We start from the raw sequence: 26,831 nt of genomic DNA, 5'->3' as shown, positions 1-26,831 counted from the left end.
GTCACGGCGCACGTGAAAAGATCAGTACTCATGTCGACCCCTGCAGCTCAGAAGCCCACCGTGAAACCGCGGGTGCTCTCCGGCATCCAGCCCACCGCCGACTCGTTCCACCTCGGCAACTTCCTGGGTGCCCTGCAACAGTGGGTGCCTCTGCAGGACGACTTCGACGCGTTCTACTTCATCCCGGACCTGCACGCGATCACGGTGGCGCAGGACCCGAAGGAACTGCGCCGTCGTACGAAGATTGCGGTGGCGCAGCTGCTGGCGCTCGGAATCGACCCCGACCGTGCCACGCTGTTCGTGCAGAGCCAGGTGCCCGAGCACGCGCAGCTGGCGTGGGTCCTCAACTGCATCACCGGTTTCGGTGAAGCGAGCCGGATGACGCAGTTCAAGGACAAGTCGGCAAAACAGGGCAGTGAGAACGCGAGCGTCGGCCTGTTCACGTATCCGGTGCTGATGGCTGCCGACATCTTGCTCTACCGCCCGCAGCGGGTCCCTGTCGGCGAGGACCAGCGTCAGCATCTCGAACTGGCCCGCGATCTCGCTCAGCGGTTCAACACCCGGTTCGGGAAGGCGTTCGTGATTCCCGAGGCCCAGATCATCAAGGGCACCGCCAAGATCTACGACCTGCAGGATCCGACGTCGAAGATGAGCAAGTCCGGTCCGAGCCCCGCCGGCCTGATCAACCTCCTCGACGACCCCAAGGTGTCGGCGAAGAAGATCAAGTCCGCGGTCACCGACAACGAGCGGGAGATCCGCTACGACCCGCAGGCCAAACCCGGTGTGAGCAATCTGCTCACCATCCAGTCCGCGCTGTCCGGGACTCCGGTCGAGACGTTGGTGGCCGGGTACGAGGGCAAGGGGTACGGCGACCTGAAAACCGATACGGCAGATGTCCTCGCCGAGTTCGTGACACCGTTGAAAGCGAAGGTGGAAGGGTACCTCTCGGACGAGGCAGAACTCGATCGGATCATCGCCGCCGGTGCTCACCGCGCCCGTGAGGTGTCGTCGCAGACTCTGGCGGCCGTGTACGAGAAGGTTGGGTTTCTGACACCGAAGGGATGAGCACTGTGGCTGACGAACCGAGTTTTCTCGACAGGCAGCGGGCAGCGCGCCCCTGGTTCGACCATCTGATGCGGGCCGGACAGCGGTATCAGCAGCAGAAGGGTGACTATTACGCGGCGGGGATCACGTATTTCAGTGTGCTCGCACTGATTCCGATCCTGATGGTCGCGTTCGCCATCGCGGGTTTCGTCCTCGCCGGGCAGCCGGAGTTGCTGCAGGAACTGCAGGACAGCATCACCAAGAACGTTCCCGGAAGTCTGGGTGACACGCTCAACACGGTCATCGATTCGGCGATCGCGTCCCGTGCCAGCGTGGGTGTTCTCGGTCTGCTCGGTGCCGCGTACGCGGGACTCGGGTGGATGGCGAACCTGCGCGACGCGCTGACGGCGATGTGGGAGAGCCAGCGCGAGTCGAAGGGATTCGTCCGGACCAAGCTGGGCGACGCGGCCGCGCTGCTCGGGCTGGGTCTGGCGATGGTGGTCTCTCTCGGATCCTCCGCGCTGAGTAGCGGTCCCGTGGCGCGCACCGTCGTCGAGGTGCTCAACCTCGAAGACGTGACCGGGATCGACGCCGGGTTACGCGCACTGTCGACGGTGGTATCGCTGGTCGCGACGTGGGCGGTGTTCGCCTGGGTGATCGCCCGACTGCCGCGAGAGCCCGTCACGTTCCGCAGTGCGCTCAAGGCAGCCCTGCTCGCGGCCGTGGTGTTCGAGATCTTCAAGCAGGTCGGTGCCATCTACCTCTCGGCGGTGACCGCGGGTCCCGCCGGTGTGGCGTTCGGCCCGATCATCGGTCTGCTCGTATTCATCTACCTGACGTGCCGGATGCTGCTCTTCTCGACGGCGTGGGCCGCGACCACCCGCGCCAGCCTCGCGCTCGCCTATGTGCCGCCGCCGGATCCGGCCGTCATCAACCCCCGGATCGAGGTGCACGAGGGGCCGGGCGTGCGTGGGGGACTCGCCCTGGTCGGTGTGGGCGCCGTCGCGGCGCTCGGGTTGTCCGGACTGTTCACCCGCAACAAGCGCTGAGGCGGGTGCCGCTGCCCGTCAGCGTCTGCGCGACAGCCGGCGTGCGCAGAGCACCAGCACGAGGACGACGGCCGCCCCGACGATCCCCACACCCGCCCGCAGGGCCAGCGTGTTGTCGGGGTGGTCGGAACCCGACGCGACGACGGAACTCGTCGCAGCGGCCGAATCCTGTTGCGGCGGTGCGGCAAGCACCGCCGCAGTGCCCTCGTCGGCCGGATACAGGTCCTCGAGTGACCCCACCCGGGCATCGCGGTCGAGGGCGAAACCGTAATCCAGCAGTCGTGCCGCCTGCTCCCACGGCCGGATCGGCTGGGCCTCGGCGCCCATCAACGTCACCATCAGGCGGCGACCGTCGTGATCGGCGCCGCCGACATAGGTGTGGCGGGCGTCGTCGGTGAATCCGGTCTTGCCGCCCAGTGCGCCGTCGTAGTTGTAGAGCAGCTGATTGTCGTTGGCCAGTGCGAACGGGGGCCGGTCCTGATCGTCCGGGATCGCCGGGTCCTTCGGGAAACCCGGGAACTGCACCGTCTCGGTGGAGATCAGCTCCGCGAACGTCGGGTTCTTCATCGCGGTGTGGAAGATGAGCGCGAGGTCGAACGGCGAGCTGCTCATGCCGGGGCCGTCGAGCCCCGACGGCGTCGCGGTCCGCGTGTCGTGCGCGCCGAGGGTGTCGGCGAGGTGGTTCATCTTGTCGACCGTGGCGGCGTCGCCGCCGAGTTGCCGGGCGAGGAGGTGGGCCGCGTCGTTCCCCGATGCCATCACCAGGCCCTGCATCAACTGCCGGTTCGTGTACTGACCGTTCTTACCGATCCCGACCGCGCTGCCCTCCACCGCGGCGTCCTCGGCGGTGGCCGTCACGGTCTTGTCGAGATCCAGTTCGTCGAGCGCCACGAGAGCCAGCAGCATCTTGATGGTGCTCGCCGGCCGGTAGCGGCCGTGCGGGTCCTTCGCCGCGAGCACGTCGCCGGTGTCGATGTCCGCGACCACCCAGCCGGACGCCGCGATGTCGGCGGGCAGCGCGGGCGCGTCGTCGGGAAGGATCACCCCGCACCCGGCCAGCTTCGGCCCGCCCACCGGCTCGTCGGGCACCGACACCGCGCTCGGTGTCGGATCACCCGGCTGGGGTACCTCGGACAGGTCGATCGCAGGCGCGGGGGCCGACCGGTTGGGGCAGTTGTCGGTGTTCGGGGTGGTGAACGGTGCGGAGGTGGGGGAGGAGGGCACTGTGGGCGGAATCGCCCCGGCAGCACTCACCGAGAGTCCGGCCAGCAGGGTTCCGGACACGACCGCGGTACACACTCGACGCCACATCATCGAAGAGGCAGCGTATGCGACGACAGGTCGACTTCCGAAAACGGACGCGTGTCGACACGATTTCGTGATGTCGGCGCGACCGTTCCGGAAGACGGACGCCGGATCAGATGAAACCCATGCCCCGGACGGCGTCGCGTTCGGATTCGAGTTCCGCGACAGACGCGCCGATCCGCTTCCGCGAGAAGTCGTCGATCTCCAGCCCGTCCACGATCTGCCACGCCCCGCCGACCGAGCGAACCGGGAACGAGCTCACCAGACCCTCCGGCACGCCGTAGGCCCCGGGGGAGGGCAGCGCCACGGACGTCCAGTCGTCCTCGGGGGTGCCGAGCACCCAGTCGTGCACGTGGTCGATCGCGGCGTTGGCGGCGGAGGCCGCGGAGGATGCGCCGCGAGCCTCGATGATCGCGCTGCCACGGTTCGCGACCGTGGGAATGAAGTCGCCGGTGAGCCATTCGCGGTCGGCGGCGAACTCGGCACCGGACCGGTCACCGACCCTCGCATGGAAGATGTCGGGGTACTGGGTGCTCGAGTGGTTGCCCCAGATCGCGACGCGGCTGATGTCCTTCACCGCGGCGCCGGAGTGCCGTGCCAGCTGGGCGATCGCGCGGTTGTGGTCGAGCCGGGTCAGCGCCGTGAACCGGTCCGCAGGGACGTCGGGGGCGTTGTTCGCGGCGACCAGCGCGTTCGTGTTGGCGGGGTTGCCGACGACCAGCACCCGGACTCCGTCCGCGGCAACCTGGTTGATCGCCCGACCCTGCACGGTGAAGATCTGCCCGTTCGCGGCCAGCAGGTCGCCACGCTCCATACCCTTGGACCGGGGACGTGATCCGATGAGGAGAGCCACGTCGGTGCCGTCGAAGCCCCGCTTCGGGTCGTCGTGGACCTCGATGTCGCGGAGCAGGGGGAAGGCGCTGTCGTCGAGTTCCATCGCGGTACCTTCGGCAGCGGACACGGCGGACGGAATCTCCAAGAGCCGCAGCCGAATCGGGGTGTCGGGGCCGAGCATCTCGCCTGCGGCGATCCGGAACAGCGCCGCGTAGCCGATGCTGCCTGCCGCTCCGGTGACCGTGACCACTGCGGGACTGGGCGACTGCGCCATGGGTGAACCTCACTGTCCGTCGGGAGCATCTGCTTTCGACACTAGCGCGGAGATTTCACCGTGGGACCGCGCGGGCAGTGAGGTTGGACACGACGCAGGGCGCCCCCGACCGGTGTGGTCGGGGGCGCCCGGGAACGTGCTCGGCAGACCTGGGGTCAGCGTGCGAAGAGCAGCGCGCGCTTGACTTCCTGGATCGCCTTCGTCACCTGGATGCCACGGGGGCACGCGTCGGTGCAGTTGAACGTGGTCCGGCAACGCCAGACACCGTCCTTGTCGTTGAGGATGTCGAGACGCTCCGACGCACCCTCGTCACGGCTGTCGAAGATGAACCGGTGAGCGTTGACGATGGCGGCGGGACCGAAGTAGCTGCCGTCGCTCCAGTACACCGGGCACGATGTGGTGCAGCAGGCACACAGGATGCACTTGGTGGTGTCGTCGAAGCGTGCCCGGTCGTGCTGCGACTGGATGCGCTCACGGGTGGGCTCGTTGCCGGTGGTGATGAGGAACGGCTTCACGGCGCGGAACGCGTCGAAGAAGGGCTCCATGTCGACCACGAGGTCCTTCTCCACCGGCAGGCCCTTGATGGGCTCGACGGTGATCGTGACCGGCTTGCCGTCCTTGGGCAGCATGTCCTTCATGAGGAGCTTGCAGGCCAGACGGTTGACGCCGTTGATCCGCATCGCGTCCGAACCGCACACGCCGTGGGCGCAGCTGCGGCGGAACGTCAGGGTGCCGTCGAGGTAGCCCTTCACGTACAGGAGCAGGTTCAGCATGCGGTCCGTCGGCAGAGCCGGAACCTGGAAGCTGTCCCAGTGCTGGCCCTCGCCGGACTCCGGGTTCATTCGCGCGATCTTGAGGGTGACCATGACGGCGCCCTCGGGCACGGGAGGGAGATCCGACTTGTTCTCGCTCTTGTCGACTGCAGGTGCGCTCATCAGTACTTCCGCTCCATCGGCTCGTAGCGGGTCTGGACTACCGGCTTGTAGTCGAGACGAATGTCGGAGAGCAGGCCGTCGCCCTCCTTGTATGCCATCGTGTGCTTCATGTACTCGGCGTCGTTGCGGTCCGGGTAGTCCTCGCGGGCGTGGCCGCCGCGCGATTCCTTGCGGTTCAGCGCGCCCACGACGGTGACCTCCGCCATTTCGAGGAGGAAACCGAGCTCGACGGCCTCGAGCAGGTCGCTGTTGTAGCGCTTGCCCTTGTCCTGCACCGTGATGTGGTTGTAGCGCTCCTTGAGGGCGCGCACGTCCTTGAGGGCCTGGGTGAGGCGCTCTTCGGTACGGAACACCGAGGCGTTGTTGTCCATGGACTGCTGCAGCTCGCTGCGGATGTCCGCGACACGCTCGTGACCGTGGTCCGACAGGATGGTGGCCATCCAGTCGTCGACCATCTTCTCGGGCGCCTCGGGCATGTCGACGAACTCGCTGTTGTTGGCGTGCTCGGCGGCGGCGATGCCGGCGCGGCGTCCGAAGACGTTGATGTCGAGCAGCGAGTTGGTGCCGAGACGGTTCGCGCCGTGGACGGAGACGCAGGCGCACTCGCCGGCGGCGTACAGGCCCTGGACGATCTCGTCGTTGTTGCGCAGGACCTCACCGTTGATCCGGGTGGGGATGCCGCCCATGACGTAGTGGCAGGTGGGGTACACCGGCACCGGTTCCTTGACCGGGTCCACACCGAGGTAGGTGCGGGAGAACTCCATGATGTCGGGGAGCTTCTCGTCGAGAACTTCCTCGGGGATGTGGGTCACGTCGATGTAGACGTAATCCTTGTTCGGTCCCGCGCCGCGTCCCTCGAGGACCTCGAGAACCATCGACCGCGCGACGATGTCACGGGGGGCGAGGTCCTTGATGGTGGGGGCGTAGCGCTCCATGAACCGTTCGCCGTCGGCGTTGCGGAGGATGCCGCCCTCACCGCGCACGGCCTCGGAGATGAGGATGCCGAGCCCGGCCAGGCCTGTCGGATGGAACTGGTGGAATTCCATGTCCTCCAGCGGAAGGCCCTTGCGGAAGATGATGCCCATGCCGTCACCGGTGAGGGTGTGCGCGTTGGACGTCGTCTTGTACATGCGTCCCGAGCCGCCGGTGGCGAACACGATGGACTTCGCGTGGAAGACGTGGATCTCGCCGGTGGCCAGCTCGTAGGCGATGACGCCGGTGGCGACCGGGCCGTTCTCCGTCTCGGTGATCGCGATGTCGAGGGCGTAGAACTCGTTGAAGAACTCGACGTCGTGCTTGACGCAGTTCTGGTAGAGCGTCTGCAGGATCATGTGACCGGTGCGGTCCGCGGCATAACATGCGCGGCGCACGGGGGCCTTACCGTGATCGCGGGTGTGACCACCGAAACGACGCTGGTCGATCTTGCCCTCGGGCGTGCGGTTGAACGGCAGACCCATCTTCTCGAGGTCGAGCACCGCGTCGATGGCCTCCTTGGCCATGATCTCGACGGCGTCCTGGTCGGCGAGGTAGTCGCCGCCCTTGACCGTGTCGAAGGTGTGCCACTCCCAGTTGTCTTCCTCCACATTCGCCAGCGCGGCGCACATGCCGCCCTGGGCCGCGCCGGTGTGGCTGCGGGTGGGGTAGAGCTTGGTCAGTACCGCGGTGCGGGCGCGGGGACCGGCCTCGATCGCTGCGCGCATGCCGGCGCCGCCGGCGCCGACGATGACCACGTCATAACGGTGTTCCTGCATGAAGTCTGTGCTCCCCTAGCTCGCCGAGATATTGGGGTCGAAGGTGAAGATGACGTACGTGCCGAGGCCCATGATCAGGATCATCGAGAGAACGAGGATCGTGGTCAGCCAGAAGCGCGTGGAGTCCTTGCGGGAGTAGTCCGCGATGACCGTGCGGAGTCCGTTTCCGCCGTGCAGCTGGGCAAGCCACAGCATGGTGAGGTCCCAGAACTGCCAGAACGGGCTGGACCAGCGGCCTGCGACGAACGCGAAGTTGATGCGGTGCACACCGTCGTCGAGCATCAGCATGATGAAGAGGTGGCCGAGCACGAGGAAGATCAGTGCGAGTCCGGAGAACCGCATGAACAGCCAGGCGTACAGCTCGAAGTTGTTCTTCGACGTCCGGCGTGGAGAGCGCGGGTTGTCCAGGCTGGCGGGACGGTCGTAGGTCTTGCCGAGACTCTTGGCTTCTGTCGTCATGTCAGTGCCCCGCAAACATGTTGTAGAAGATGCGCCCGGCGCCCGGGATCATCACCAGGAACCAGATCGCGAGGATTACCCAGAGCATCAGGCGCTGGTACTGCGGTCCCTTGGACCAGAAATCCACCAGCATCACCCGGACACCGTTCAGTGCGTGGTACAGCACCGCGGCGACGAGCGCGAGCTCCATGAGCCCGACGATCGGGTTCTTGTAGGTCTCGATGACACTGTCGTACGTGTCGGGATTCACGCGCACCAGCGCGGTATCCAGCACGTGCACGAATAGGAAGAAGAACGTCATTACGCCTGTGATCCGGTGCAAAACCCAGGACCACATTCCGGGGTCGCCCCGGTAAAGCGACCGTGTGCGCTCCTTGGCCGGAGCGGCTTCAGTCGTAGTACTCATCGAGTGCTGTGCCTCCAACGTCATTGGTGGACGTGTCGAGTCTGCGCAGCGTTGCGGATATACCACAACTAGGGACCCGACGTGATCCTGAACCGACTTCTCTGAACTCTAAACCCAACGGAAACGGGGGAACTAATTCGAGTCGGGGTTCGTACGCCCCCCGCAAATGAAGTTAGGTTTGCCTCTCCAATGCGAATTGGGCCGTCCCGGGCGAATCTCTGCATCCATTCAGCCCACGTGATTGGATGGGAAACTATGGTCGAGATCGATTGGAAACTGTTGCGCGCCAACGCGCATGAGGTGATGGGCAGGGCCTACGCGCCCTACTCGGGCTTCGCGGTGGGAGCGGCGGCGCTGGTGGACGATGGGCGAATCGTCGTCGGATGCAATGTGGAAAATGTCTCATACGGGTTGGGGCTCTGCGCCGAGTGCGTACTGGTCGGTAACTTATTTGCCGGCGGTGGCGGGCGATTAATCGCCTTCACCTGCTGTGACGCGAGTGGCGACATACTCATGCCGTGCGGACGCTGCCGGCAGATTCTCTTCGAGCACGGCGGCCCCGCACTGCTCGTCGACCACCGGGCCGGCGTGCGCCCATTGGAACAGCTGCTGCCGGACGCTTTCGGTCCGGAGGAGAAGGGGAGAATCAGCCATGCATGACGCCTCGTCGATCATCGCCGCCAAGCGCGACGGCAGGGAACTGTCCGGTGCAGAGATCGACTGGGTGGTCGAGGCATTCACCCGGGGGGTCGTGGCCGACGAGCAGATGTCGGCGCTGGCCATGGCGATCTACTTCCGCGGGATGACGCGCGAGGAGGTGAGCCGCTGGACCACGGCGATGATCTCGTCCGGTCGCCGCCTCGACTTCACCCACCTCGGCCGCCCCACCGTGGACAAGCACTCGACGGGTGGTGTCGGCGACAAGATCACGCTTCCGCTCGCGCCGCTGGTCGCCGCGTGCGGCGCCGCGGTTCCGCAACTGTCGGGACGCGGGCTGGGTCACACCGGCGGAACCCTCGACAAGCTCGAGTCGATCCCCGGCTGGCGCGCCGACCTCGACACCTCCGAGATGGCCGAGATCCTGTCCGATCCCGCCGTCGGAGCCGTCGTGTGCGCCGCGGGCTCGGATCTGGCACCGGCGGACCGGCGGTTGTACGCGCTCCGCGACGTCACCGGGACGGTCGAGTCGATTCCCCTGATCGCCAGCTCGATCATGAGCAAGAAGATCGCCGAGGGCACCGGCGCGCTCGTGCTCGACGTCAAGGTCGGGTCGGGCGCGTTCATGAAGAAGCTCGACGACGCGCGCGAACTCGCCCAGACGATGGTCGACCTCGGAAACGACGCCGGAGTGCGGACGATGGCGTTGCTCACGGCGATGGACGCGCCACTCGGCCACACGGCGGGCAATGCGCTGGAGGTGCGGGAATCGCTGGAGGTGCTCGCCGGGGGCGGCCCGTCCGACGTCGTGGAACTCACTCTCGAGCTCGCGCGAGAAATGTTGAAGGCAGCCGGAATCGACGGTGTCGACCCGGCCGACAAACTGCGGGACGGGTCCGCCATGAACCGCTGGCGGAGGATGATCGCCGCCCAGGGCGGCGACCCCGACGCGCCGCTGCCGACGGCCCGGCACACCGAGGTGCTGCTGTCCGAGTCGGACGGGGTGGTGTGCGGTCTCGACGCCATGGCGGTCGGGCTCGCCGCATGGCGGCTCGGCGCGGGTCGGGCGCGACAGGGCGAGCCGGTGCAGGCCGGGGCGGGCATCGAGTTGCACGCGAAGCCGGGGGAGACGGTGTCGGTGGGCACCCCGCTCGTCACGCTGCACACCGACACGCCCGAACGGTTCGCCGCGGCGAAAGCCGCACTTTCCGAAGCCTGGACCGTCGTGGCCGACGCGCCGTCGGTGGCCACGCCGCTCGTCATCGAGCGGATAGAGGATCCCTCACGCTAACGTCGACGCATGACCGCACTGGATCTGTCGGCCCTGCGCCGAGCGCCGAAGGTGTTGCTGCACGACCATCTCGACGGAGGTCTCCGGCCCGAGACGGTCCTCGAACTCGCCCGCGACTGCGGCTACGACGCGCTGCCCGCCGACACCGCGCCCGCGCTCGCCACGTGGTTCCGGGAGGCCGCCGACAGCGGTTCGCTCGAGAGATACCTCGAGACGTTCGCCCACACGGTCGCGGTCATGCAGACACCCACCGGGCTCGAACGCGTCGCCCGCGAATGCGCCGAGGACCTCGCCGGCGACGGGGTGGTCTACGCCGAGGTCAGGTTCGCCCCGGAGCAGCACCTCGAGGACGGGTTGACCCTGGACGAGGTGGTGGAGCAGGTCCTGCTGGGATTCGAGGCCGGGGAGTCGGCGGCAGAGGTGCGCGGTCAGAACATCCGGATCGGCGTCCTGCTCACCGCGATGCGGCACGCGGCGCGGTCCCGGGAGATCGCGGAACTGGCGATCCGGTTCCGGGACCGCGGTGTCGTCGGTTTCGACATCGCCGGCGCCGAGGCCGGGAATCCGCCCAGCCGCCACCTCGACGCCTTCGAGTACATGCGGGGCAGCAATGCACACTTCACCATTCACGCGGGTGAGGCGTTCGGTCTGCCGTCCATTCACGAGGCCATCGCGTTCTGCGGGACGGACCGGCTCGGACACGGGGTCCGGATCACCGACGACATCACGATCGGCGACGACGGCGTCCCGGTGCTGGGAAGGCTCGCGAACTATGTGCGGGACAAAAGGATTCCCTTGGAACTGTGTCCCAGTTCCAACGTCCAGACCGGGGCCGTGGACGCACTCGAGAATCATCCGTTCGACCTGCTCGCCCGGCTGCGGTTCCGGGTGACCGTCAACACCGACAACCGGCTGATGAGCGATACCAGCATGAGTCAGGAGATGCTCCGCCTCGTCGAGACGTTCGGTTACGGCTGGACAGATCTCGAGCGCTACACCATCAACGCCATGAAATCGGCCTTCATCCCGTTCGATCAGCGGCTGCAGTTGATCGACGAGGTGATCAAGCCGGGATTCGCCGTGCTGGTGGGCTGAGCGCCCCGAGGGCGGACGCTCACACCGTCCGCAAGCGGGCCTCGAACTCCCGCTCGAGCGTCCGCCACGCCTCGGCCTCGGCGTCGAACGGTGCGCTGGGCGCCATCCGCGTCGGATCCGGGTTGAGGACGAACGAGACGTACCAGCCCAGCGGCTCGGACGTCGCGAGTGCGGTTTCCACCGAATCGTCGTCGGCGAAATCGGCTGCATCGGTGAACAATTCGACGGCGAGGTCGAGCTGATCGGCATCGACGGACTCCGGGCCCGCGGCCAGGTCGTCGGCGAGACCGGGCAGGACGTACACATTCTCGTCGGTGACCTCGACCTCGAGCGATCCGTCGACCGCCGCCACCTGGATCTCCTCGTACGTGCTCACCTGCGCGAGGGCGTGCTCGTGGTTGTCGGCGAGATACCGAGCCAGCGCGCGTTCGGACGTGAAGACGAAGATCGCGCCGTCACGCCCGAGGAAGATCGCGTCGTCGTCGAGGTAGCAGCGGAGCGTGAAGTAGGTCTCCCCGGACGTGATGATCTTGACGGGGTCGACACCCACCGCCCCCCAGAACGAGTCGTCCTCCTCCTCGTCCTCGGTATCGAGGTCGAGCGCGACGAACTCTTCGTCTTCCTCCGCCTCTTCGGCCACGTCGTCCACGTCGACGGTGTTCTCGTCGGCGGCCACCAGTTCGGCCTCGGCGACGGCTACCGCCTCGGCGTCCACCTCGGGGGTGGCGACGATGTTGTCGACGGCGTCGAGGACGTCATCCCAGCCCTTCGCGATGGCGGTGCCGATCTGGGCCCACAGCTCCTCGCCCTCGCGGCCCTCGAATGCGCTGGCGCCTGCGGGCAGCGCGCCGAGGATGGGGTTCGCGTTGAAGAACTTGGTGACCGCGTCCAGCTCGCAGACCTCACCGATGTTGCGCACCATGTTGAGCGTGTCTTCGAGTTCGCTCACGACGAGGGCCTCGGGGTCGCTCGCCGCCAGCTCCGGAACACCGATCAGATCGAAGCAGAAGTTCTCATCGGGCTCGAGTTCGGCGGCGGACAGTCCGGACACCACACTCCAGGCGGGGTGCTCGACGAGATCGTTGTCGGTGTTCGTGCGGATGAAGGCAGCGAGTTCTGCCACTGATTCGAACCCGTAGAGGTCTTCCTCGTGACCAAGGAATGCTTCCCACTCGTCGTCGCCCTCACGCCACCGTGGTGCCCACAGTGTCACGAGGTCGCCGTCGGTGAGACCGAGTTCGATCGGGACGATGTCTCCAGCCATGGCGCGAAGCCTATCGACCCCGCGGCCAAAGTTATACCCGGGCTGTGTGCGGACCGTTTCCGATGCCCGCCGCCGCCGTGTCGCAGCAGCCGCGACCGAGTCGGCCCAACGGGGCGAGCGGCGCGTATCGGAGCCCTACCATGACTTTCGCAATGCGTCGAGTCGTCGAGCAGGGAGCATGTTCCGGACCGGCGAGGTAACTCGACGACCCCGACGGCGACGGTCGTTCGTCTCCTCGATCGCAGTGCCGGGGATGTGCGCGGCGACCATCGCGTGCGGCACGTCGGAGGCCTCCGGGTCGGATTCGCCGGAGTGGGGACCGAGTGGTCCAGCGCCGAACGGCCGTCGTCGACCGCTCAGCTCGACGGTCCCTCCCCGTCGCGCTGTCCATCCCGTAGGGGTAGGAACCGAATACGCCGGAAAGGGGCCGCGGCCGGGTGTAGGTGCTGGTCAGGCGGGATGAGGGACTACGTGGGCGCGGCCCGCAGGTAGGCGTAGACGGTTTCGCGGCTGATCCCGAATTCCTTGGCTAGCACGGTCTTTCTTTCCCCGCTGGCGGCGCGGTCGACCAGGGCGAGCACCTGGTCGGGGTTGAGGGACTTCTTGCGGCCCTTGTACACCCCGCGATCCTTCGCCTTGGCAATGCCTTCGGCCTGGCGTTCCCGGATCAGCGCGCGCTCGAATTCGGCGAACGCGCCCATCACCGACAGCAGGAGGTTCGCCATCGGTGAATCGTCGCCGGTGAACGTGAGCTGCTCGGTGATGAACTCGACCCGTACGCCCTTGTCGGTCAGGCTGCGCACGATTCGCCGCAGGTCGTCGAGGTTGCGGGCGAGTCGGTCCATCGAATGCACGAGTACGGTGTCGCCGGCGCGGACGAATCGGAGCAGTTCGTCGAGCTGGGGGCGGGCGACGTCCTTGCCCGAGGCTTGGTCGGTGAACTCGCGATCGACCTGGATGCCATTGAGCTGGCGGTCGGTGTGTTGGTCGACAGCGCTGACCCGGATGTACCCGACGCGCATCACCGACTCCTTCGGACGGACGAACATGTCAGGTTGGAATTTGTGACCCTGACTAACAGGTGTCAATCAATACGCGATCAGACTCTTTTCTGACGCAGTTCTCCGGCGGGTTCGGCGTGGTGTTGGGGTGCACCCCAACCCGACACACCGGGCGGACCGCCGGACGTACCGGTCGCCGCATAGCCTCCCCCAATTTGTTTCGCTCTCCCACACCCCAGGCAGCCTCCAGGATCGACCACAACCGGCGCAACGACCACCCCGATAGGGAAGACCGACCCGGCGGCACCCGTCCCGGTCGACAACCGCAGGGAGCTACCGCCCCGACCCCGGGGTCGCAAACGAAAAGACGTGTTTGCAGCACCCCCGGACCCGGCACGGTCCAGACGCACCCAGCCGACGGGACGCCCACCACCTCCACACCCGCCCATGCAGGCACCCTGCAAACCTGCAAAACGAACCGCAACCTGCAAACGCCCCCCGTCGGACCTAGGAGTTCGTCGTAGATACTGCGGCGCGGGGCCGGCTTTTTCGCGCTGAGTGCGACGAGGTTCGCCGTGGTTGCGACGAACTATGGATGCCGGCGAGCCGCCAGGGCAGTAATGGCTGCTATCACGACCACAGGTGCACACCGGCGGGGCGGAGGCGTTCGGGGGTCTCGCCTTAATTGTGCACCGTGCACTACTGCTCCTATGAAGTTCGTCATCGCAGCCAATGTATTGCGCAGTAGCCCGCCGTAGTGTTCCAAGTCACATACATCCATCTACTGCACAGGAGTGCACATGGCACCGGCTTACCTCCCTTGGCTGCTGGCTGAGCCGTTCGGGTCTGCACCCGCGATCCGAGACGACCTCCGCGAGTTCTCATTCGAGCAACTCGACGCGAGGGTGGCCGCCGTTGCCGCCCAGTTCGCCGGACGAGATGTGGGTCGTGGCGACGTTGTGGCCGTGATGCTGCCCAACCGCAGCGAGCTTGTCGTCGCCATCTTTGCCGCCTGGCGCCTTGGCGCCGCCGTGACTCCGGTCAACCCAAGTTTCACCGAACAGGAGGCCACCCATCAGATCGCCGATGCCGGCGCCACGCTGGTCGTGAACGCCGGTCCCGGCGCCCCCACCGGCGGCAAGCCAACAATCGCCGTGGACGACCTCGCCGAACATTCCACCGGGGAGGTGCCTGCACCGGTCGAACTCGCAGACAGCGACATGGCCCTGGTGATCTACACGAGCGGCTCCACCGGCCGACCCAAGGGCGTCATGATCACACATGGCAACGCCGACGCCATGACGGCTTCGATCGTCGAGGTGATGGCGCTCACCACCAGTGACCACTGCCTTCTCATCCTCCCGCTGTTCCACGCAAATGCGCTCATGGTGAGCCTCCTCGCGTCCCTGCGCGTGGGCGCCCAACTGACCGTGGTGGGCAAGTTTTCTCCAGACACCTTCTTCCACGCCGTCGAGAAGCACCGCCCCTCCTACTTCTCGGGCGTCCCCACCATCTTCGCGCTCCTGGTGACCAAGGCCGCCGAACGCGACACCGACCTGTCCTCGCTGCGCTTCGCCATCTGCGGCGCCGCCCCCGCCACCCGCGAACTGCTCCAGGCCTCCGAGGAGATGCTCGGAGCCCCGCTGCTGGAGGGCTACGGCCTCACCGAAGCCACCTGCGCGTCCGCCATCAACCCCCTCGTCGGCCTCCGCAAGATCGGCACGGTCGGCCCATCCCTTCCCGGTCAAAGCATCCGGGTGGTCGACGACGAGCTGCGCGACGTGCCCACCGGCGAGACCGGCGAGGTGCTGATCACCGGACCCGTCGTGATGGCCGGCTACCTCGGGAACCCCGAGGCTACCGAGAAGACCATCGTCGACGGCTGGGTCCGCACCGGCGACGTGGGCGTGCTCGACTCCGACGGCTACCTGACCCTGGTGGACCGCATCAAGGACATGATCATCCGCGGGGGAGAGAACCTCTACCCCAAGGAGATCGAGAACGCGATCGGCAGTCTGCCCGGTGTGCTCGAAGTGGCCGTGATCGGCAGACCTGACGACGTGATGGGAGAAGTGCCTGTCGCGTTTGTGGTCCCGTACCCGGACGCCTCACTGACTCCCGAGACCGTGATCGAGCACTGTCGCAACCTGCTCACACGGGTCAAGGTGCCCGTCGCCGTGGACATCGTGACCGAACTCCCCAAGAACCCCGTGGGGAAGATCGACAAGCCCGGACTGCGCAAGGCGCTCGTCGGCTGACCTCGCGCGAGGGCGAGGCCACTCCGTCGTCGTACGACCTCCCCGTGTCCCTTCCGTCCCTTCTTTTCTCATATCGACAGTCGACGATCGTCGATTTTCGTTTCTTCGTGCCCAAACGCACCACTCAACTCGCCCCAGGAGGAGTCATGGGTTTTCGCCAAGCCGACGTTCCCGACGTGGACCCGGCAGAATTCGAAAAGATACCGACCATGGAGCGGATGAAGCTGCTCTGCCTGCACTGGGTGGACTATGGCTTCGGCGCCCCCAAGATCATGCACTCGTTGTACCTGGTCAAGGGCCTGTTCTTCATCATCGCCGGCTGGCTTCTCATCGGCCTCACCACTCCCGGCTTGCCGCTGCTCGACCTGGGCGCCTGGTGGGGCGAGATGATCGTCCTACAGAAGTCCATGCTGTGGGTGGTGCTCTGGTCTGCCACCGGCTTCAACGAATCGTGGGGCCCGCTGGCGTTCAAGTTCACACCCAACACTGCCGGGTACCGCTACTGGATCCGCACCGGTACCCTGCGGCTCCCGCCCTGGCCCGGCAAGATCCCGCTGACCGGCGGTGACGAGCGCAAGGCCATCGACGTGTGGCTGTACCTCGGGATGCTCGCCTCCCTCGTCGCGGGCCTGGTGTTGCCCGGCCAGCAGACCGCCGCCGCCTACAGTGAGCCCGGCCTCCTGCCGATGTGGCCCTTCATCGCCTTTATCGCCTTTCAGCTGGTCATGGGACTGCGGGACAAGGTTGCCTTCCTGGCCTCCCGCCCCGAGCAGTACTCCGTGATGCTGCTCGCCTTTGGTGTCCTGACCAACTACGCCGCCGGGCACGTGGACATGATCGTGGTAGCCAAGATCGCGATCTTCGCCGTCTGGTGGGGCGCGTTCCTGTCCAAGATCGGGCATCACTTCACGCCCACCGTGCAGACTATGCTCACCAATTCGCCGATCAACAAGTCCAAGACCCTGCGCCGCGCGCTCTACCGCAACGTGCCCGAGGACCTGCTGCCCTCCCGTCTCGCCTGGTTCTGCGCACACGTCCTCGGCACGGTCGTCGAGTTCCTGGTGCCGATAATCCTGCTCTTCACCACCAACTGGGTGGTGGCAGTGCTCGCCGCAGCGTTCATGACGTGCTTCCACGCCTTCATCTACTCGATGTTCGCCGTGGCCATGCCGCAGGAATGGAACCTCTACTTCGGCTTCCTCTCCCCGTTCGTGTTCCTCGGCTTCTTCGCCGGCGACGGCTACGCCGTGTGGGACGCGAGCAATCCCTGGATCGTGGTGGCGGCCGCGGTCTTGACCCTCACCCTGCCGATCGTAGGCAACTTCCGACCCGACCTGATCTCGTTCCTGCTGTCCATGCGTCAGTACGCCGGCAACTGGTCGTCCGCCACCATGGCGTTCCGGAACAACGGCTGCGAGGCCAAGCTGGACAGCCCCGACTTCATCACCGAGATCACCTCGCACAAGCACCAGCTGTCCAGCCTGTTCGGGCCTGAAGCCGCCGAGATCTTCCTCCAGAAGACCGCCGCCTTCCGGCTCTTGAATTCTCAAGGACGGGGCCATATGTCGCTGATGATGGATCACCTCGACGACCTGGACAATTACCGGTTTCGCGAGGGCGAGATGATGTGCACGTTCTTCGTGGGCTGGCAGTTCGGCGACGGGCACCTGTTCAACCCCTTCACCATCGCCGCCATCCAGAAGCGGTGCCACTTCGAGCCCGGCGAGTTCATCACCGTCTGGACCGAGTCGCAGCCACTGCACAAGAAAACCCTCGAGTACAAGGTGATCGACGCGGCGCTCGGTGTGGTCGAGACCGGCTACTACGTGGTGAAGGACGCGCTCGCAGAGCAGCCGTGGCTGCCCAACGGGCCGATCAACTACACCGTCACCTGGCGCGATCCCGACTATGTTCCCGCAGGGGCCAGTAGGGATCCCATACCAGAGGTGGCAGGCTGAACTGATGACCACCGCCCTCGTCGTCGGCAGCGGGCCCAACGGCCTAGCCGCCGCCCTGACACTCGCCGCCGAGGGAGTGGACGTGACCGTTCTGGAAGCGTCCGACTCCCCCGGCGGCGGCACCCGGTCCGGCGAGGTGACGTTGCCCGGACTCCTCCACGACCACTGCTCCGGCTTCCACCCGCTCGCGTTGGATACCGGATTCAGCCGACAGTTCGACCTCGCCGCGCACGGTCTCGAGTGGCTGTGGCCCGAGGTCCAGTACGCGCACCCGCTCCACGGCGGGCGGGGGGCCGCGGTGGTGCGGTCCGTCGAAGAGACCGCCGCGGGGCTCGGCGGTGACGGTTCCTCGTACCGCCGGATGTTCGGCCCCCTCTCCGCGCATTTCCACGACATCGTGGGCGAATTCCTCCAACCGATGGTGCACGTGCCCCGCCACCCCTTCGCCCTGGGCTGGTTCGGTGTCCATGCAGCGTTGCCGGCCACCGTGCTCGCGCGGCGCTGGCGGACCGATGGGGCGCGGGCCCTGTTCGGCGGGGTGGCAGCGCACGCGTTCCGGCCGTTCGGTTCGGTGATGTCGTCGGCGATCGGCGTGGCGCTGGGGACCGCGGCGCACCGCTACGGTTGGCCGGTCGCGCGCGGGGGCTCGGCTGCGATCTCGCGGGCGATGGTCTCGGCGCTCGAGTCGTACGGCGGACGGGTGGAGACCGGAGCCCTGGTGCGCGACCACCGCGAGCTGGGCCGGCCCGACATCCTCATGCTCAACACCGCGCCCGCCGCAGCTGCATCGGTGTTGGGCTCTGCGCAGCCCCCGCGGATCGCCCGCGCCTACAGCCGGTTCCGGCACGGGCCCGGCGCGTTCCAGGTGTCGTATGCCGTCGAGGGCGGCATCCCATGGGAGTACGAACCCTCCCGGCGTGCGGGGACCGTGCACGTGGGCGGGAACTTCGAAGAGATCGCCGCCGCCGAACGCGACGTGGTGCGCGGCGTGATGCCCGATCGGCCATTCGTGTTGGTGGGGCAGCAGTCCGTCGCGGACACTGGGCGTGCATCGGACGGGGTGCATCCCGTCGACGTCTACGCCCACGTGCCGTCGGGTTGGAGCGGCGACGCCACCGAGATCATCACCGCGCAGATCGAGCGGTACGCTCCGGGCTTCCGAGCGCGGATCCTGTCGACGCGTTCGCGGTCGGTGGCGCAGATCGAGCAAGCCAATCCCAACTACGTGGGCGGCGACATTATCACCGGTGCGAATACGGCCCGGCAGTTGGTGTTCCGTCCGCGCGTGACTCTGCAGCCGTATGCCACCGGCGTCCCCGGCGCCTACCTCTGCTCGGCCGCCGCCCCACCCGGAGCAGGCGCGCACGGCATGGCCGGCTGGAACGCCGCCCGCGCCGCGCTGGCAGACCTGGCGCGATGACTGAGTCTTGGAGCCTTCCAGGCAAGCTCAGCGTGGATCCGCAGAATCTCGAGCGGCTCCGTGAACTCACCAGGAAGATCGGGGAGCGCCTCCAGCGAGAGACCAATGCGATCAGTCACGGGATGACCGCCGAGATCGCGGCTGCGGTCGGTGAGCTCGACGACCGGGCGATGCGTGACGCTCTCCACTCCAGCGTTACGGACAATGTCGAGGTCATGATCGATCAGCTTGCGCACTCCAAAGAGGTGTCCGACCTGCCTTCGTTGCCGCATGCGCACCGGTACGCCGAGGAGCTCGCGCGGCAGGACGTTCCCGAGTCTTCATTGCGTCGTGCCTATCACGTGGGATCCCACTATTTGCTGGCTCGCATCTTCGACCAGGTGCAGGAGATTGACTGTCCGCCTCACGAGCAGCCGCCGCTCTACCGTCACCTGGCGGGCTGGCTGTACCAATACATCGACGCGATCACGCGCCAGGTGATTGCCACATATCAGGAGGAGCAGCGGTCCTCCCACGAGCGGGCTGCGCGCACCACTTTCACCTGGGTCAATCGTGTCCTCGAGGCCGAGGACGTGTCCCCTAGAGAGTTCTCCGCTGCCACCAAATACCGGCTCGACCAGGTACACGTGGCATGCCGAGTGTGGGTCGACGATCGCGCCGACCAGCCCGCGCATACCCCCGCGCTCGCCCCTCTCATCGACCAGGTCCGCGCGATGCTTGGAGGTCGCGACGATCCACTCGTGGTAGTGACCGGTCGGCGCGAGGCGGACGTGTGGTTTGGTGGCGTGCACCGCGTCGACACCCGTGCTTTTGACTCGGTGGTAGCTTCTGCAGGTGGGTACCGCCTCGCATTCGGTTCACCTGGGTTCGGACCGGACGGATTCCGCGCAAGCCGGTCCCAGGCGCACCAGGCGTCGCGGATCGCGCACGTCGCAAGTGACCCGACCGCGCGCGTGACCTCCTATGCGGACGAGGGGATCCCGGTGATCTCCCGACTCATCGACGACCTCCCCGCCACCCGCGCCTGGGTTCACGATGTGCTGGGGGAGTTGGCGGTCGACTCCGACGCCGCCGCTCGTCAGCGTGACACCGTACGCGTGTTCCTCGAGTCCGCGTTCAGCTACTCAGCGACGGCGTCGCAGCTCATGCTCCACCGCAACTCGATCCGCTACCGGCTGGAGAAAGCCTCGCTGCAACTGGGCCGCGGCGTCGCCGACAAGCCACTCGACACGCAACTCGCGCTGGCCCTGTGCCGCGTCCTCGGCTCAGTCGTACTCGTGCCTGAGAGCCGGCCCGGGACAACCGGCGCATCATCTCCCGCGCGGGAATGAGAGCCACCGGCTATAGCGCATGTCCGGAAGGGGATGGGGCTTGACCTGCGATGCCCTGCGGCGGGATTGCAGGACATCCCAGGTCAGGGAGGTCAGTCGAGCCTGAGTACCGCCGGTCAGATCGAGTTGACGATTCCCCGCGGCCTGGTCCGCCGGCATGCCCAGCGCCTGGAGTGCGAGAGCGGCGAGGGTTTGCGGCATCTTGAGCGGAACGTTCTTGCTGGTGAAGCACGTTTCGGGCGTGACAATTTCAGGTACTTCGTGGTTCTGGCCATCTGACACCTGTCTCTGCTTCGGTCAGCGGCGGGCCCGCTCGCTTCTTGTAACCTAACTCATGATGCTCAGGAACCTCACAGGAATCATTTGCCCCTCAAGTAACAGATAGCGAGTTGATTCTCGAACATCGATGACCTGTATGTTCAGCCGGAGGTTCACCCACCATTCCCATCTCCGGCGTGTCGGCGAAACCGGGAGATAGATTGTTATGCAAAGCTTTACGTCATTTAGATGTGGCTCGAGCGCTGATTATCAGGCAAGTATCCGGTCGGCCGTGGTTGCCGCAGTCGGCAGCGGCCTGCTGGACTTCAGGGTCTTCTCTCGGATGTAGTCGCCGTCGAGCTGGGCGGCGACGCCGAGCACGGCGAAGAGCATCGAACCCATGCCGTGCGGGTACTCCTCGCCCGTGCCGGCCTATATACAGACGCTGGGGCCGATCACGCGCGTGATCCGAACAGCACTCGCGGTTCCAGGTCGAGCCGGGTGACCGGCGCTTGTTGGGGTGGGGACAGGTTGAGCACTAGGTCGCCCATGCGGCGGATGGTGTGCTGGATGTACGGGGTGATGGTGGCCAGATCGTCGGTGTCGACGGGATAGCCCTCGGCGGCGAGGCCGTTGGCGACGTCGGTGATGTCCAATGCGGTCGAGTAGATCGCACAGTTGGCCAGCAACTCGTTGAACTTGACTACCCGCTCCTGGTGGTCGGGGTCGTTGTGGCCGATCAGCTTACCGCCGATCATCAGCCATTCCGAGTAGCCGTGGAACGCCTCGGCCTTGTTCGTGACCGCCGTGATTTGCTCCCGCAGCCCGGGTTCGGAGAGGTAGCGCAGCAGCGTCACGGTCCTGATGACACGGCCCAGTTCGCGCAGCGCCCGGTACAGGCGGTTCTTGTGCGAGTGGTTCCCGAGCCTCCGCAGCAGCGTCACCGACGACACTCGCCCTTCGCGGATGGAGATGCTGGTCCGCAGCAAGTCGGTCCAGTGCTTCTCGATCAGGCCCCAGTCGATGGCGTTGTCACCGAACAGGCTGTCGATGTGCCCGTAGCGGGTCGCAGCCGTAGGCCGGTAGAAGTTGAGATCGTGCCAGTTGCGGATGCGCGGCAGCAGCTCGAACCCGAGCAGCGCGGCGAGGCCGAACACCGGCAGCGACTGGCCCTGGGTGTCGGCGTGGATGGTGTCCGGTTGGACGTCGGACTCGTTGCGCAGCAACCCATCGACGATGTAGACGGCTTCCCACGCGCCGCACGGCACGAAATGGGAGAACAGCGCGATGTAGGAGTCGGACACGAACCGCATCGCCAGCCCGCCGTAGCCGCCGTAGCGGATGTGGGACTCGGCGAGCAGGTTGTTCTCCCAGGTGTCGATCTGCGAGCCGTCGACGGCGACGATCTGCCCGTCGCCCCACATCCCGGCCACGTCCAGGGTGGTGAACGCACTGATCACGTCGGCCGAGCACCGGTGCACCTTGTCGGCGGTGGAGTGCTTGTTGCCCGCGGTGTAGAGCTCGTGGGCGGAGATCTGGCCGCGCATGTGCCGGGCCACCTCGGTCGCACCGAGGTTCGCGCCGTAGGCGTAGGCGGTGAGCACGTACCGGCCCAGAACATCGCCGCGGATCTTCGGGTCCGACCCGGACGCCGGTCCCAGGTGCCGCGGCCACCCGGTCAAATAGGCGGCGCGGGTGAGGATGTCGAGCAGGCTGCGCTCGGGCAGCCGCTGGTGCACCGCCTGCTCCAGTGCCAGCGCGGACGGGCGCCGGTCGGCTCCCTTGCGGCGCTTGAGCGTCGGTTTGCCGTCCTCGAGGACCAGATCGGTGTTGGCGGGGTAGCCCGCGTCGACCGCGGCCGCGGTGCCGGTGAGCTGGCGGCGGTAGAAGTCGACCAGCGCCGGGGCCTCGGCCGGGATGCCGGCCTGCTCGCAGAATTGCGCGGCCAGCGGCGCGCACTCGTCCCAGCTCATCAGCTGCGCGCCCAGGTCGGCGTAGGAATCCGACCCGACCACGGCGACATCGCCGGAGCGCAGTTCGGCGGCCAGGTGGGAGAACACGCACACCTCCAGGTGCCGCCGCGACAGCATCCCCGGCCGGTTCTTCCCGTCTCGCAGCACCTTGCGCCACATCACGCTCGCGAACGTGTCGACGTCCACGGTGACCGTGTGCTGCTGTCCGTCACGGCTGTGGGTGGTCGTCTCCTCGATCCAGTCGCCGCGCCGGTGGCGGTTGGCGCGAATGAACTCCACCGCGTCCAGCACGCTGCGGTCCGCGGTCGTGGGCACCATGTCCAGGGCGTCGGCCAGTGTGAACAGCGCCGGGCGGTGTGAGCGGTAAAACCGCTCCAGCAGCGGCACGTAGTTGTTGCCGTGATGTGCCGACACCGCCTCGTGCGCCGCGGACAGCTGCTCCAGCCCACCGGCGGCGTTGAGCGTCTTGAGCAGCAGCCGCCCGGCACGCTCGGCGACGTCGACCTCCGCCCCAGCGCCTGCTGCGGGCGGTGGGCCGTCGTCGCCGGGGTCCGGATCGGGTGGGGTGGTCGCCTCGCGGGCGCCGGCAAGAACATCGCCGAGCACGCCGATCAGCCGCTCCGTCTCCGCGCGGTGCGCCTCGCGCAGCTCCTCCAGGCGCTCGCGGCCCTTCTTGTGCAGGGCGGCCATGCGTTTGCAGAACATGGTCACCACCTCGTCGCGGGCCTCCACCCGCTGCTGGTGCACCAGGGCGACCAGCAACGTCACCCGCTTGGCCTCGCCGGTCTTGCGCATGTCATCGACGCCCGCGACCCGCGCCTCACCGGCGAAGTGGGCGACCTTGCCCGGCGGAACACCGTCGAGCCACGCCTCGGTCGGCCCGATCGCGTCCAGGGCCTGCAAATGCGCCAGGCGCGCCTTGAACTTGCCCACCGTCGCCGCTTGCGCCGGGGTCTTGATCCGGTCGAATTCGCTGCGCCGCGTTGCCGGGTCCACCACCAGCAGCCGGTCCAGTCTGGCCCGCTCGGCCCATACCGGGCGTCCCGACACCAGCGCGAAGAACTCGCCGTTGACTTCCGCGCGGATTGTCGCTGCCATTGCATCGAGCGTCGTGTAACCGGTAGTTCGCAGCGGGCCCGGACCAGTTCCTCCAGTGCCACGTTGATCAGGTCGGCCGGGTTGTCCTTGGTCGCCGCCGCCGCCCGGATCGCCTGTTCGGCGACCGCCCGCACCTTCGCCGCCTCGTATCTCACGCCCAGGTACTCGCGGACGAACTTACGGTGCTGTTTCGCGGTGCGGTCCGCGTCCGTCTCCGGGCTCACACCGCCGGGCAGGTCCAGCACGCCGCGCACGGTGTCGACGACCACGGCCGGGATGTCATCGAGCTTCGGGAAGTACCCGAGCCGCTGATACGCCTTCAGCCGCACCGCCAGGGCAAGCAGGTGAGGATCGCTCTGCGTCTTCTCGTGTGCCCACCCGCGCTCGCCAGGAGTCGGCGTGAACGCCTCTGCCAGCTCCTGCGCGGACACCACCCGCTTGAACCGCGGATAAGCGGTCCGATCGATCGACGCCAACCCGACACCCCAGCAAGATCACCACCCGGACCGCCAAACCTTATCCACACCCGAAGCGGCCACAGCAGACCGCACCTGACCAGGACCTACAGCGGGCCGCGGCCCCTTTCCGGCGTATTCGGTTCCTACCCCCCGTACGCCCCGTCCCCCGTCGCTGCGACGGACGGTCGCCACCATCTGACGGCCGGGGTCCACGTGACGAACACCGCGGCCGATTCCCGGCCTCGCGGGCATGGTCGACGAATCCGGCGTTGGCCGAGAGCGTGCCGTTCGAATTCGACGCGTTCGACCTGGCAGGGCACACGACGCTCGAGGACGTCACGTATCTGCCCACTCCGGAACCCCGTACCGACGAGATGCCGCTCAGCCAGACGGTCGTCGACTTCGCCGGGGAGTGACGGTCACACCTTTCCGAACCCGTCCTGCAGCGTCGTCATGACCCGGGCGCGCTGTTCGGTGGCGAGCCGGGCGGCCTCCTGGGTGGTGCTCGTGATCATCGTCGCGAGTGTGCGGGCGTCGAGCGTCGAGATGGAGTCGTCCATCCGGAGACCGGTCAGTGTGCCGTTCCCGTCGACCTCGGCCGTGACCTGACCGGACTCGCTCGACGCGCGCGCCTTGATCGCCTGAAGCCCGGCGAGGGCCTCCTCGAGTAGATTCACCTGTTCGGTGGCCCGCCCGACGATCGCATCCATGTCGTGTTCGCTCACAGTGGTCGCATCCAGCTCGTCGGGGTGGGTTCTTCCTCGTCCTCGATCGCCTGCGTGGCGGCGACGTCGGCGCGCGTGGGCAGACCGAGCTTGTCGAGGATCTCGGCAGGCATGCCGTCACGGGCGAGTTCGTCGCGTCGCCGCGCCCCGGCCTCCATGGCCGAGCGCCTGCAGAGCGTCAGGATCTCGTCCGCGAGCCGCTGACCGCCGTACCGGAGTTCGCGCGGATCGATGCGGAGTTCGAGCGGCAGGCCCTGCTCGGTGGTCCGGACCGAGACGGTGCCGGAGCGGTTGCTCACTGCGGCCGTGGTGCCGGCCGGGGGTGGGGTGGGGGGAAACATGATTCCTGTCATTCCGTGGGTCGGTAGAAGCCGTAGAAGCCCATGCCGCTGTTGCTGGTTCGAATCGGACCGACCTGCACGGGATCGCCGGCCTCGACGAGCTGGCCGTTGCCGATCACCATCGCCACGTGGCCGTCCCAGACGGCGAGGTCGCCGGGCATGAGGTCGCCCGGGTCGACCGCGGTGCCGACGTTCTGCTCCTGCGCCAGACGCGGAAGACCCACGCCCGCTTCGCCGTACGCCCACTGTGTCAGCCCGCTGCAGTCGAGGCCCTCGCCCGGCGACGTCCCGCCCCAGACATACGGGACACCCTGCTGCGACAGGGCGTTGCGGACGGCGTCCGCCGCCTCCTTGTTGGGGGCGACGGCGGTGCTGCCGTCGGGCAGGACCACCTCCACGCCCTCGCCGCCGTGTGCGGAGTCCGAGGTGGACGGCCCGTGGCCGGTATCTCCGGACCTGCCGGTGAGGGAATCCGCGCGGGATCCGCCCGAGCCGCGTCCGCCCGACGAGCGCGCGGCCGGGGCGGCGATGCTGGTCAGGCCTGACATCGGCGACGCGCCCGAGGAACTCGCGAACCCGGAGGCCGCGGGGCTGACCGCCTCGGAGCCCGCGGGTGCGACGGGGGCCGCGGAGGCGGGCACCGTGCTCGCCGCGGACGTGCTCGCGGGGGCGGTGGCGGCGGGCGCGGCCGGGATGTCTTCGGCCGGTGTGAGGGCGACCATCCGGCCGGTCTGTTCGCCGAGTTCGGCCCGCACCTTCGCGACGACCGCGGTGGCCCTGCCGAGGTGGTCGAGTGCCGCCGCGATGATCATCGCCTGACCGGGCGGGGTGGCCAGGGCGGGTCCGGCCGCGACCGCGAGGGAGATGAACGACTGCAGGATCTCCTCCAGTTGGAGCATTCCGGCCCGGACGATCTCGGAGGCCTCGGCGACGACGGCAGCCATGTCGTTGCCGCGATCGGAGACCGCGACCGTCGCCCGCTGCGCCTCTTCGGTCTTCACGAGCGCACCCGTGCCACCCCTGCCCTGCCAGTCGCCGTAGACGGAGCTGATGCCGGTGCGTCCGGTGTCGTGGACGGCGTCGATGGCGACCGAGGACGCGCGCAGGGCGTCGGCCGGTCCGCCGGCGGGGAGGACGCCGCTGCCGAACGCCCCGAGCAGATCGAGGATCGGGCGGGTGAGGAGATCGATGGGGATCACGGTCAAGCCTCCAGCTCGACCGCATCCGCGGCGAGAGCAGCCGTGGTGGCGGCCTCGGTGCCCTCGTAGGTGGCGGCGTTCGCGAGGGCGGTCGCGCTGATCCCGCCGAGCACGCCGGACAGTTTCTCGATGGAAGCCAGGTGCGCGGCGTGCGCCGTGGCGAACGCGGCGACGAAGTCTCCGCCGATCACGCCGAAGACCGGTCCGAGCAGGAGCGGCCCCGCGGCGGCTGCCCCGAGACCCGCGGCCTGCATCTCCGCTGACATGGTCGCGGCCGTGGCCGCGAACTCGGCGATACTCGCGGTATCCGCCCTCAAGTCGTTCATCGTCATCCCCCCAGTCGGATTTGATACCGGTCACCATATTGGACGCAGGTGAGACGGAATCGGTTCCACCCCGATACGCCGAGAATCGCTCTCCTGCGAAATCTCGCCCCGCGCCCCCTTA

The 26,831-nt window shown here is 67.2% G+C and carries 24 protein-coding genes and 1 pseudogene; 10 read left to right on the top strand and 15 right to left on the bottom strand.

From position 1 onward, the window contains the following. The first annotated feature begins 30 nt into the window (after positions 1–30). Together trpS and yhjD are read left to right on the top strand one after the other, a co-directional pair. Entirely contained in the window at positions 31–1,065 is a 1,035-nt protein-coding gene (gene trpS, locus GO592_RS18435; protein ID WP_005256998.1) for a tryptophan--tRNA ligase, read from the top strand. Then, complete coding sequence (gene yhjD, locus GO592_RS18430) at positions 1,062–2,093, top strand: inner membrane protein YhjD (protein WP_005564170.1); 1,032 nt, start codon at positions 1,062–1,064, stop codon at positions 2,091–2,093. Before trpS ends, yhjD begins: the two co-directional genes overlap by 4 nt. A gap of 18 nt (positions 2,094–2,111) precedes the next feature. Here yhjD and GO592_RS18425 read toward each other — a convergent pair whose 3' ends face one another. From GO592_RS18425 to sdhC, 6 genes are all read right to left on the bottom strand, one after another. Next, entirely contained in the window at positions 2,112–3,392 is a 1,281-nt protein-coding gene (locus tag GO592_RS18425; RefSeq protein WP_007296657.1) for a D-alanyl-D-alanine carboxypeptidase family protein, read from the bottom strand. A 118-nt stretch (positions 3,393–3,510) separates the two neighbouring features. Continuing rightward, positions 3,511–4,506 (bottom strand): malate dehydrogenase, encoded by a 996-nt coding sequence (locus GO592_RS18420; RefSeq protein ID WP_007296658.1) that lies wholly within the window; start codon positions 4,504–4,506, stop codon positions 3,511–3,513. Between the two features lie 155 nt (positions 4,507–4,661). Next, a complete protein-coding gene (locus GO592_RS18415; RefSeq protein WP_005256985.1) occupies positions 4,662–5,441 on the bottom strand; it encodes a succinate dehydrogenase iron-sulfur subunit in 780 nt (259 codons plus the stop codon). Next, positions 5,441–7,192: a succinate dehydrogenase flavoprotein subunit gene (gene sdhA / locus GO592_RS18410; protein ID WP_005256984.1), complete on the bottom strand. Its 1,752-nt coding sequence runs from the start codon at positions 7,190–7,192 to the stop codon at positions 5,441–5,443. The genes GO592_RS18415 and sdhA overlap by 1 nt, the downstream gene beginning before the upstream one ends. A 15-nt stretch (positions 7,193–7,207) precedes the next feature. Continuing rightward, positions 7,208–7,651, bottom strand: a complete 444-nt coding sequence (locus tag GO592_RS18405) for a succinate dehydrogenase hydrophobic membrane anchor subunit (RefSeq protein WP_005239887.1) — start codon at positions 7,649–7,651, stop codon at positions 7,208–7,210. Position 7,652: 1 nt separating this feature from the next. After that, positions 7,653–8,057 (bottom strand): succinate dehydrogenase, cytochrome b556 subunit, encoded by a 405-nt coding sequence (gene sdhC, locus GO592_RS18400; RefSeq protein WP_005239889.1) that lies wholly within the window; start codon positions 8,055–8,057, stop codon positions 7,653–7,655. 255 nt (positions 8,058–8,312) lie between these two features. Here sdhC and GO592_RS18395 point away from each other — a divergent pair, with 255 nt between their 5' ends. The 3 genes from GO592_RS18395 to GO592_RS18385 are packed head-to-tail and all read left to right on the top strand — an operon-like array spanning position 8,313 to position 11,100. Further along, positions 8,313–8,717: a cytidine deaminase gene (locus GO592_RS18395; RefSeq protein WP_005239890.1), complete on the top strand. Its 405-nt coding sequence runs from the start codon at positions 8,313–8,315 to the stop codon at positions 8,715–8,717. Then, on the top strand, positions 8,710–10,005 hold the full coding sequence (locus GO592_RS18390; RefSeq protein WP_007296659.1) for a thymidine phosphorylase: 1,296 nt from the start codon (positions 8,710–8,712) through the stop codon (positions 10,003–10,005). The genes GO592_RS18395 and GO592_RS18390 overlap by 8 nt, the downstream gene beginning before the upstream one ends. A gap of 9 nt (positions 10,006–10,014) precedes the next feature. Beyond that, entirely contained in the window at positions 10,015–11,100 is a 1,086-nt protein-coding gene (locus GO592_RS18385) for an adenosine deaminase (RefSeq protein ID WP_007296660.1), read from the top strand. Between the two features lie 19 nt (positions 11,101–11,119). Here the strand turns inward: GO592_RS18385 and GO592_RS18380 are convergent, their stop codons facing one another. Both GO592_RS18380 and GO592_RS18375 read right to left on the bottom strand, forming a co-directional pair. Then, positions 11,120–12,364, bottom strand: coding sequence for a hypothetical protein (locus GO592_RS18380; protein WP_007296661.1), 1,245 nt, complete (start codon positions 12,362–12,364; stop codon positions 11,120–11,122). 467 nt (positions 12,365–12,831) lie between these two features. Further along, a complete protein-coding gene (locus GO592_RS18375) occupies positions 12,832–13,386 on the bottom strand; it encodes a recombinase family protein (RefSeq protein WP_039950918.1) in 555 nt (184 codons plus the stop codon). 779 nt (positions 13,387–14,165) lie between these two features. On the opposite strand from GO592_RS18375, the gene GO592_RS18370 reads away from it, so the two are divergent. From GO592_RS18370 to GO592_RS18355, 4 genes are all read left to right on the top strand, one after another. Further along, on the top strand, positions 14,166–15,623 hold the full coding sequence (locus GO592_RS18370; RefSeq protein ID WP_007296663.1) for a class I adenylate-forming enzyme family protein: 1,458 nt from the start codon (positions 14,166–14,168) through the stop codon (positions 15,621–15,623). 146 nt (positions 15,624–15,769) lie between these two features. After that, positions 15,770–17,581 (top strand): DUF3556 domain-containing protein, encoded by a 1,812-nt coding sequence (locus GO592_RS18365; RefSeq protein WP_007296664.1) that lies wholly within the window; start codon positions 15,770–15,772, stop codon positions 17,579–17,581. Between the two features lie 4 nt (positions 17,582–17,585). Then, positions 17,586–19,001, top strand: coding sequence for a phytoene desaturase family protein (locus GO592_RS18360; protein ID WP_054248039.1), 1,416 nt, complete (start codon positions 17,586–17,588; stop codon positions 18,999–19,001). Continuing rightward, entirely contained in the window at positions 18,998–20,332 is a 1,335-nt protein-coding gene (locus GO592_RS18355) for a PucR family transcriptional regulator (RefSeq protein ID WP_172650428.1), read from the top strand. Before GO592_RS18360 ends, GO592_RS18355 begins: the two co-directional genes overlap by 4 nt. A gap of 528 nt (positions 20,333–20,860) precedes the next feature. Here GO592_RS18355 and GO592_RS45885 read toward each other — a convergent pair. The 3 genes and pseudogenes from GO592_RS45885 to GO592_RS44490 form a co-directional block, all read right to left on the bottom strand. Then, positions 20,861–20,992 carry a hypothetical protein gene (locus tag GO592_RS45885; RefSeq protein WP_257226303.1) on the bottom strand — a complete coding sequence of 44 codons (132 nt, stop codon included), beginning with the start codon at positions 20,990–20,992 and terminating at the stop codon, positions 20,861–20,863. Between the two features lie 53 nt (positions 20,993–21,045). After that, positions 21,046–23,661 carry a Tn3 family transposase gene (locus GO592_RS18350; protein ID WP_237737143.1) on the bottom strand — a complete coding sequence of 872 codons (2,616 nt, stop codon included), beginning with the start codon at positions 23,659–23,661 and terminating at the stop codon, positions 21,046–21,048. A gap of 77 nt (positions 23,662–23,738) precedes the next feature. Beyond that, positions 23,739–24,092: pseudogene (locus GO592_RS44490) on the bottom strand (DUF4158 domain-containing protein); the annotation flags it as partial. A gap of 296 nt (positions 24,093–24,388) precedes the next feature. Here GO592_RS44490 and GO592_RS18345 point away from each other — a divergent pair. Beyond that, positions 24,389–24,535 (top strand): hypothetical protein, encoded by a 147-nt coding sequence (locus tag GO592_RS18345; RefSeq protein WP_172650429.1) that lies wholly within the window; start codon positions 24,389–24,391, stop codon positions 24,533–24,535. A gap of 3 nt (positions 24,536–24,538) precedes the next feature. On the opposite strand, the gene GO592_RS18340 is transcribed toward GO592_RS18345, so the two are convergent. From GO592_RS18340 to GO592_RS18325, 4 genes are read right to left on the bottom strand one after another with little or no spacing between them, the layout of a single operon-like run. Next, positions 24,539–24,844 (bottom strand): YbaB/EbfC family nucleoid-associated protein, encoded by a 306-nt coding sequence (locus GO592_RS18340; protein WP_172650430.1) that lies wholly within the window; start codon positions 24,842–24,844, stop codon positions 24,539–24,541. Continuing rightward, the gene (locus GO592_RS18335) at positions 24,841–25,185 is read right to left on the bottom strand and encodes a hypothetical protein (protein WP_172650431.1); all 345 of its coding nucleotides are present in this window, start codon (positions 25,183–25,185) and stop codon (positions 24,841–24,843) included. Before GO592_RS18335 ends, GO592_RS18340 begins: the two co-directional genes overlap by 4 nt. Before the next feature lie 8 nt (positions 25,186–25,193). Beyond that, on the bottom strand, positions 25,194–26,384 hold the full coding sequence (locus GO592_RS18330; protein ID WP_172650432.1) for a C40 family peptidase: 1,191 nt from the start codon (positions 26,382–26,384) through the stop codon (positions 25,194–25,196). 2 nt (positions 26,385–26,386) lie between these two features. Then, on the bottom strand, positions 26,387–26,710 hold the full coding sequence (locus tag GO592_RS18325) for a type VII secretion target (RefSeq protein WP_172650433.1): 324 nt from the start codon (positions 26,708–26,710) through the stop codon (positions 26,387–26,389). Positions 26,711–26,831: the final 121 nt, after the last annotated feature.

This window comes from Rhodococcus sp. 21391 (assembly GCF_016772255.1).
GTDB lineage: Bacteria > Actinomycetota > Actinomycetes > Mycobacteriales > Mycobacteriaceae > Rhodococcus_F > Rhodococcus_F opacus.
The sequence above is the reverse complement of the archived record's forward strand: the minus strand, read 5'-3'. Positions and strand labels throughout refer to the sequence as shown.

Excerpts from the sequence above, each read along its gene's own strand:
- GO592_RS18360 (WP_054248039.1), top strand. The coding sequence starts at position 17,586 with ATGACCACCGCCCTCGTCGTCGGCAGCGGGCCCAACGGCCTAGCCGCC.
- GO592_RS18355 (WP_172650428.1), top strand. The coding sequence starts at position 18,998 with ATGACTGAGTCTTGGAGCCTTCCAGGCAAGCTCAGCGTGGATCCGCAG.
- GO592_RS18390 (WP_007296659.1), top strand. The coding sequence starts at position 8,710 with ATGCATGACGCCTCGTCGATCATCGCCGCCAAGCGCGACGGCAGGGAA.
- GO592_RS18380 (WP_007296661.1), bottom strand. The coding sequence starts at position 12,364 with ATGGCTGGAGACATCGTCCCGATCGAACTCGGTCTCACCGACGGCGAC.
- GO592_RS18375 (WP_039950918.1), bottom strand. The coding sequence starts at position 13,386 with ATGCGCGTCGGGTACATCCGGGTCAGCGCTGTCGACCAACACACCGAC.
- GO592_RS18335 (WP_172650431.1), bottom strand. The coding sequence starts at position 25,185 with ATGTTTCCCCCCACCCCACCCCCGGCCGGCACCACGGCCGCAGTGAGC.
- trpS (WP_005256998.1), top strand. The coding sequence starts at position 31 with ATGTCGACCCCTGCAGCTCAGAAGCCCACCGTGAAACCGCGGGTGCTC.
- GO592_RS18395 (WP_005239890.1), top strand. The coding sequence starts at position 8,313 with ATGGTCGAGATCGATTGGAAACTGTTGCGCGCCAACGCGCATGAGGTG.
- GO592_RS18405 (WP_005239887.1), bottom strand. The coding sequence starts at position 7,651 with ATGACGACAGAAGCCAAGAGTCTCGGCAAGACCTACGACCGTCCCGCC.
- GO592_RS18370 (WP_007296663.1), top strand. The coding sequence starts at position 14,166 with ATGGCACCGGCTTACCTCCCTTGGCTGCTGGCTGAGCCGTTCGGGTCT.
- yhjD (WP_005564170.1), top strand. The coding sequence starts at position 1,062 with ATGAGCACTGTGGCTGACGAACCGAGTTTTCTCGACAGGCAGCGGGCA.
- GO592_RS18385 (WP_007296660.1), top strand. The coding sequence starts at position 10,015 with ATGACCGCACTGGATCTGTCGGCCCTGCGCCGAGCGCCGAAGGTGTTG.
- GO592_RS18350 (WP_237737143.1), bottom strand. The coding sequence starts at position 23,661 with ATGGCAGCGACAATCCGCGCGGAAGTCAACGGCGAGTTCTTCGCGCTG.
- GO592_RS18415 (WP_005256985.1), bottom strand. The coding sequence starts at position 5,441 with ATGAGCGCACCTGCAGTCGACAAGAGCGAGAACAAGTCGGATCTCCCT.
- GO592_RS18365 (WP_007296664.1), top strand. The coding sequence starts at position 15,770 with ATGGGTTTTCGCCAAGCCGACGTTCCCGACGTGGACCCGGCAGAATTC.
- GO592_RS18420 (WP_007296658.1), bottom strand. The coding sequence starts at position 4,506 with ATGGCGCAGTCGCCCAGTCCCGCAGTGGTCACGGTCACCGGAGCGGCA.
- GO592_RS45885 (WP_257226303.1), bottom strand. The coding sequence starts at position 20,992 with ATGGGTTCGATGCTCTTCGCCGTGCTCGGCGTCGCCGCCCAGCTCGAC.
- sdhA (WP_005256984.1), bottom strand. The coding sequence starts at position 7,192 with ATGCAGGAACACCGTTATGACGTGGTCATCGTCGGCGCCGGCGGCGCC.
- GO592_RS18325 (WP_172650433.1), bottom strand. The coding sequence starts at position 26,710 with ATGAACGACTTGAGGGCGGATACCGCGAGTATCGCCGAGTTCGCGGCC.
- sdhC (WP_005239889.1), bottom strand. The coding sequence starts at position 8,057 with ATGAGTACTACGACTGAAGCCGCTCCGGCCAAGGAGCGCACACGGTCG.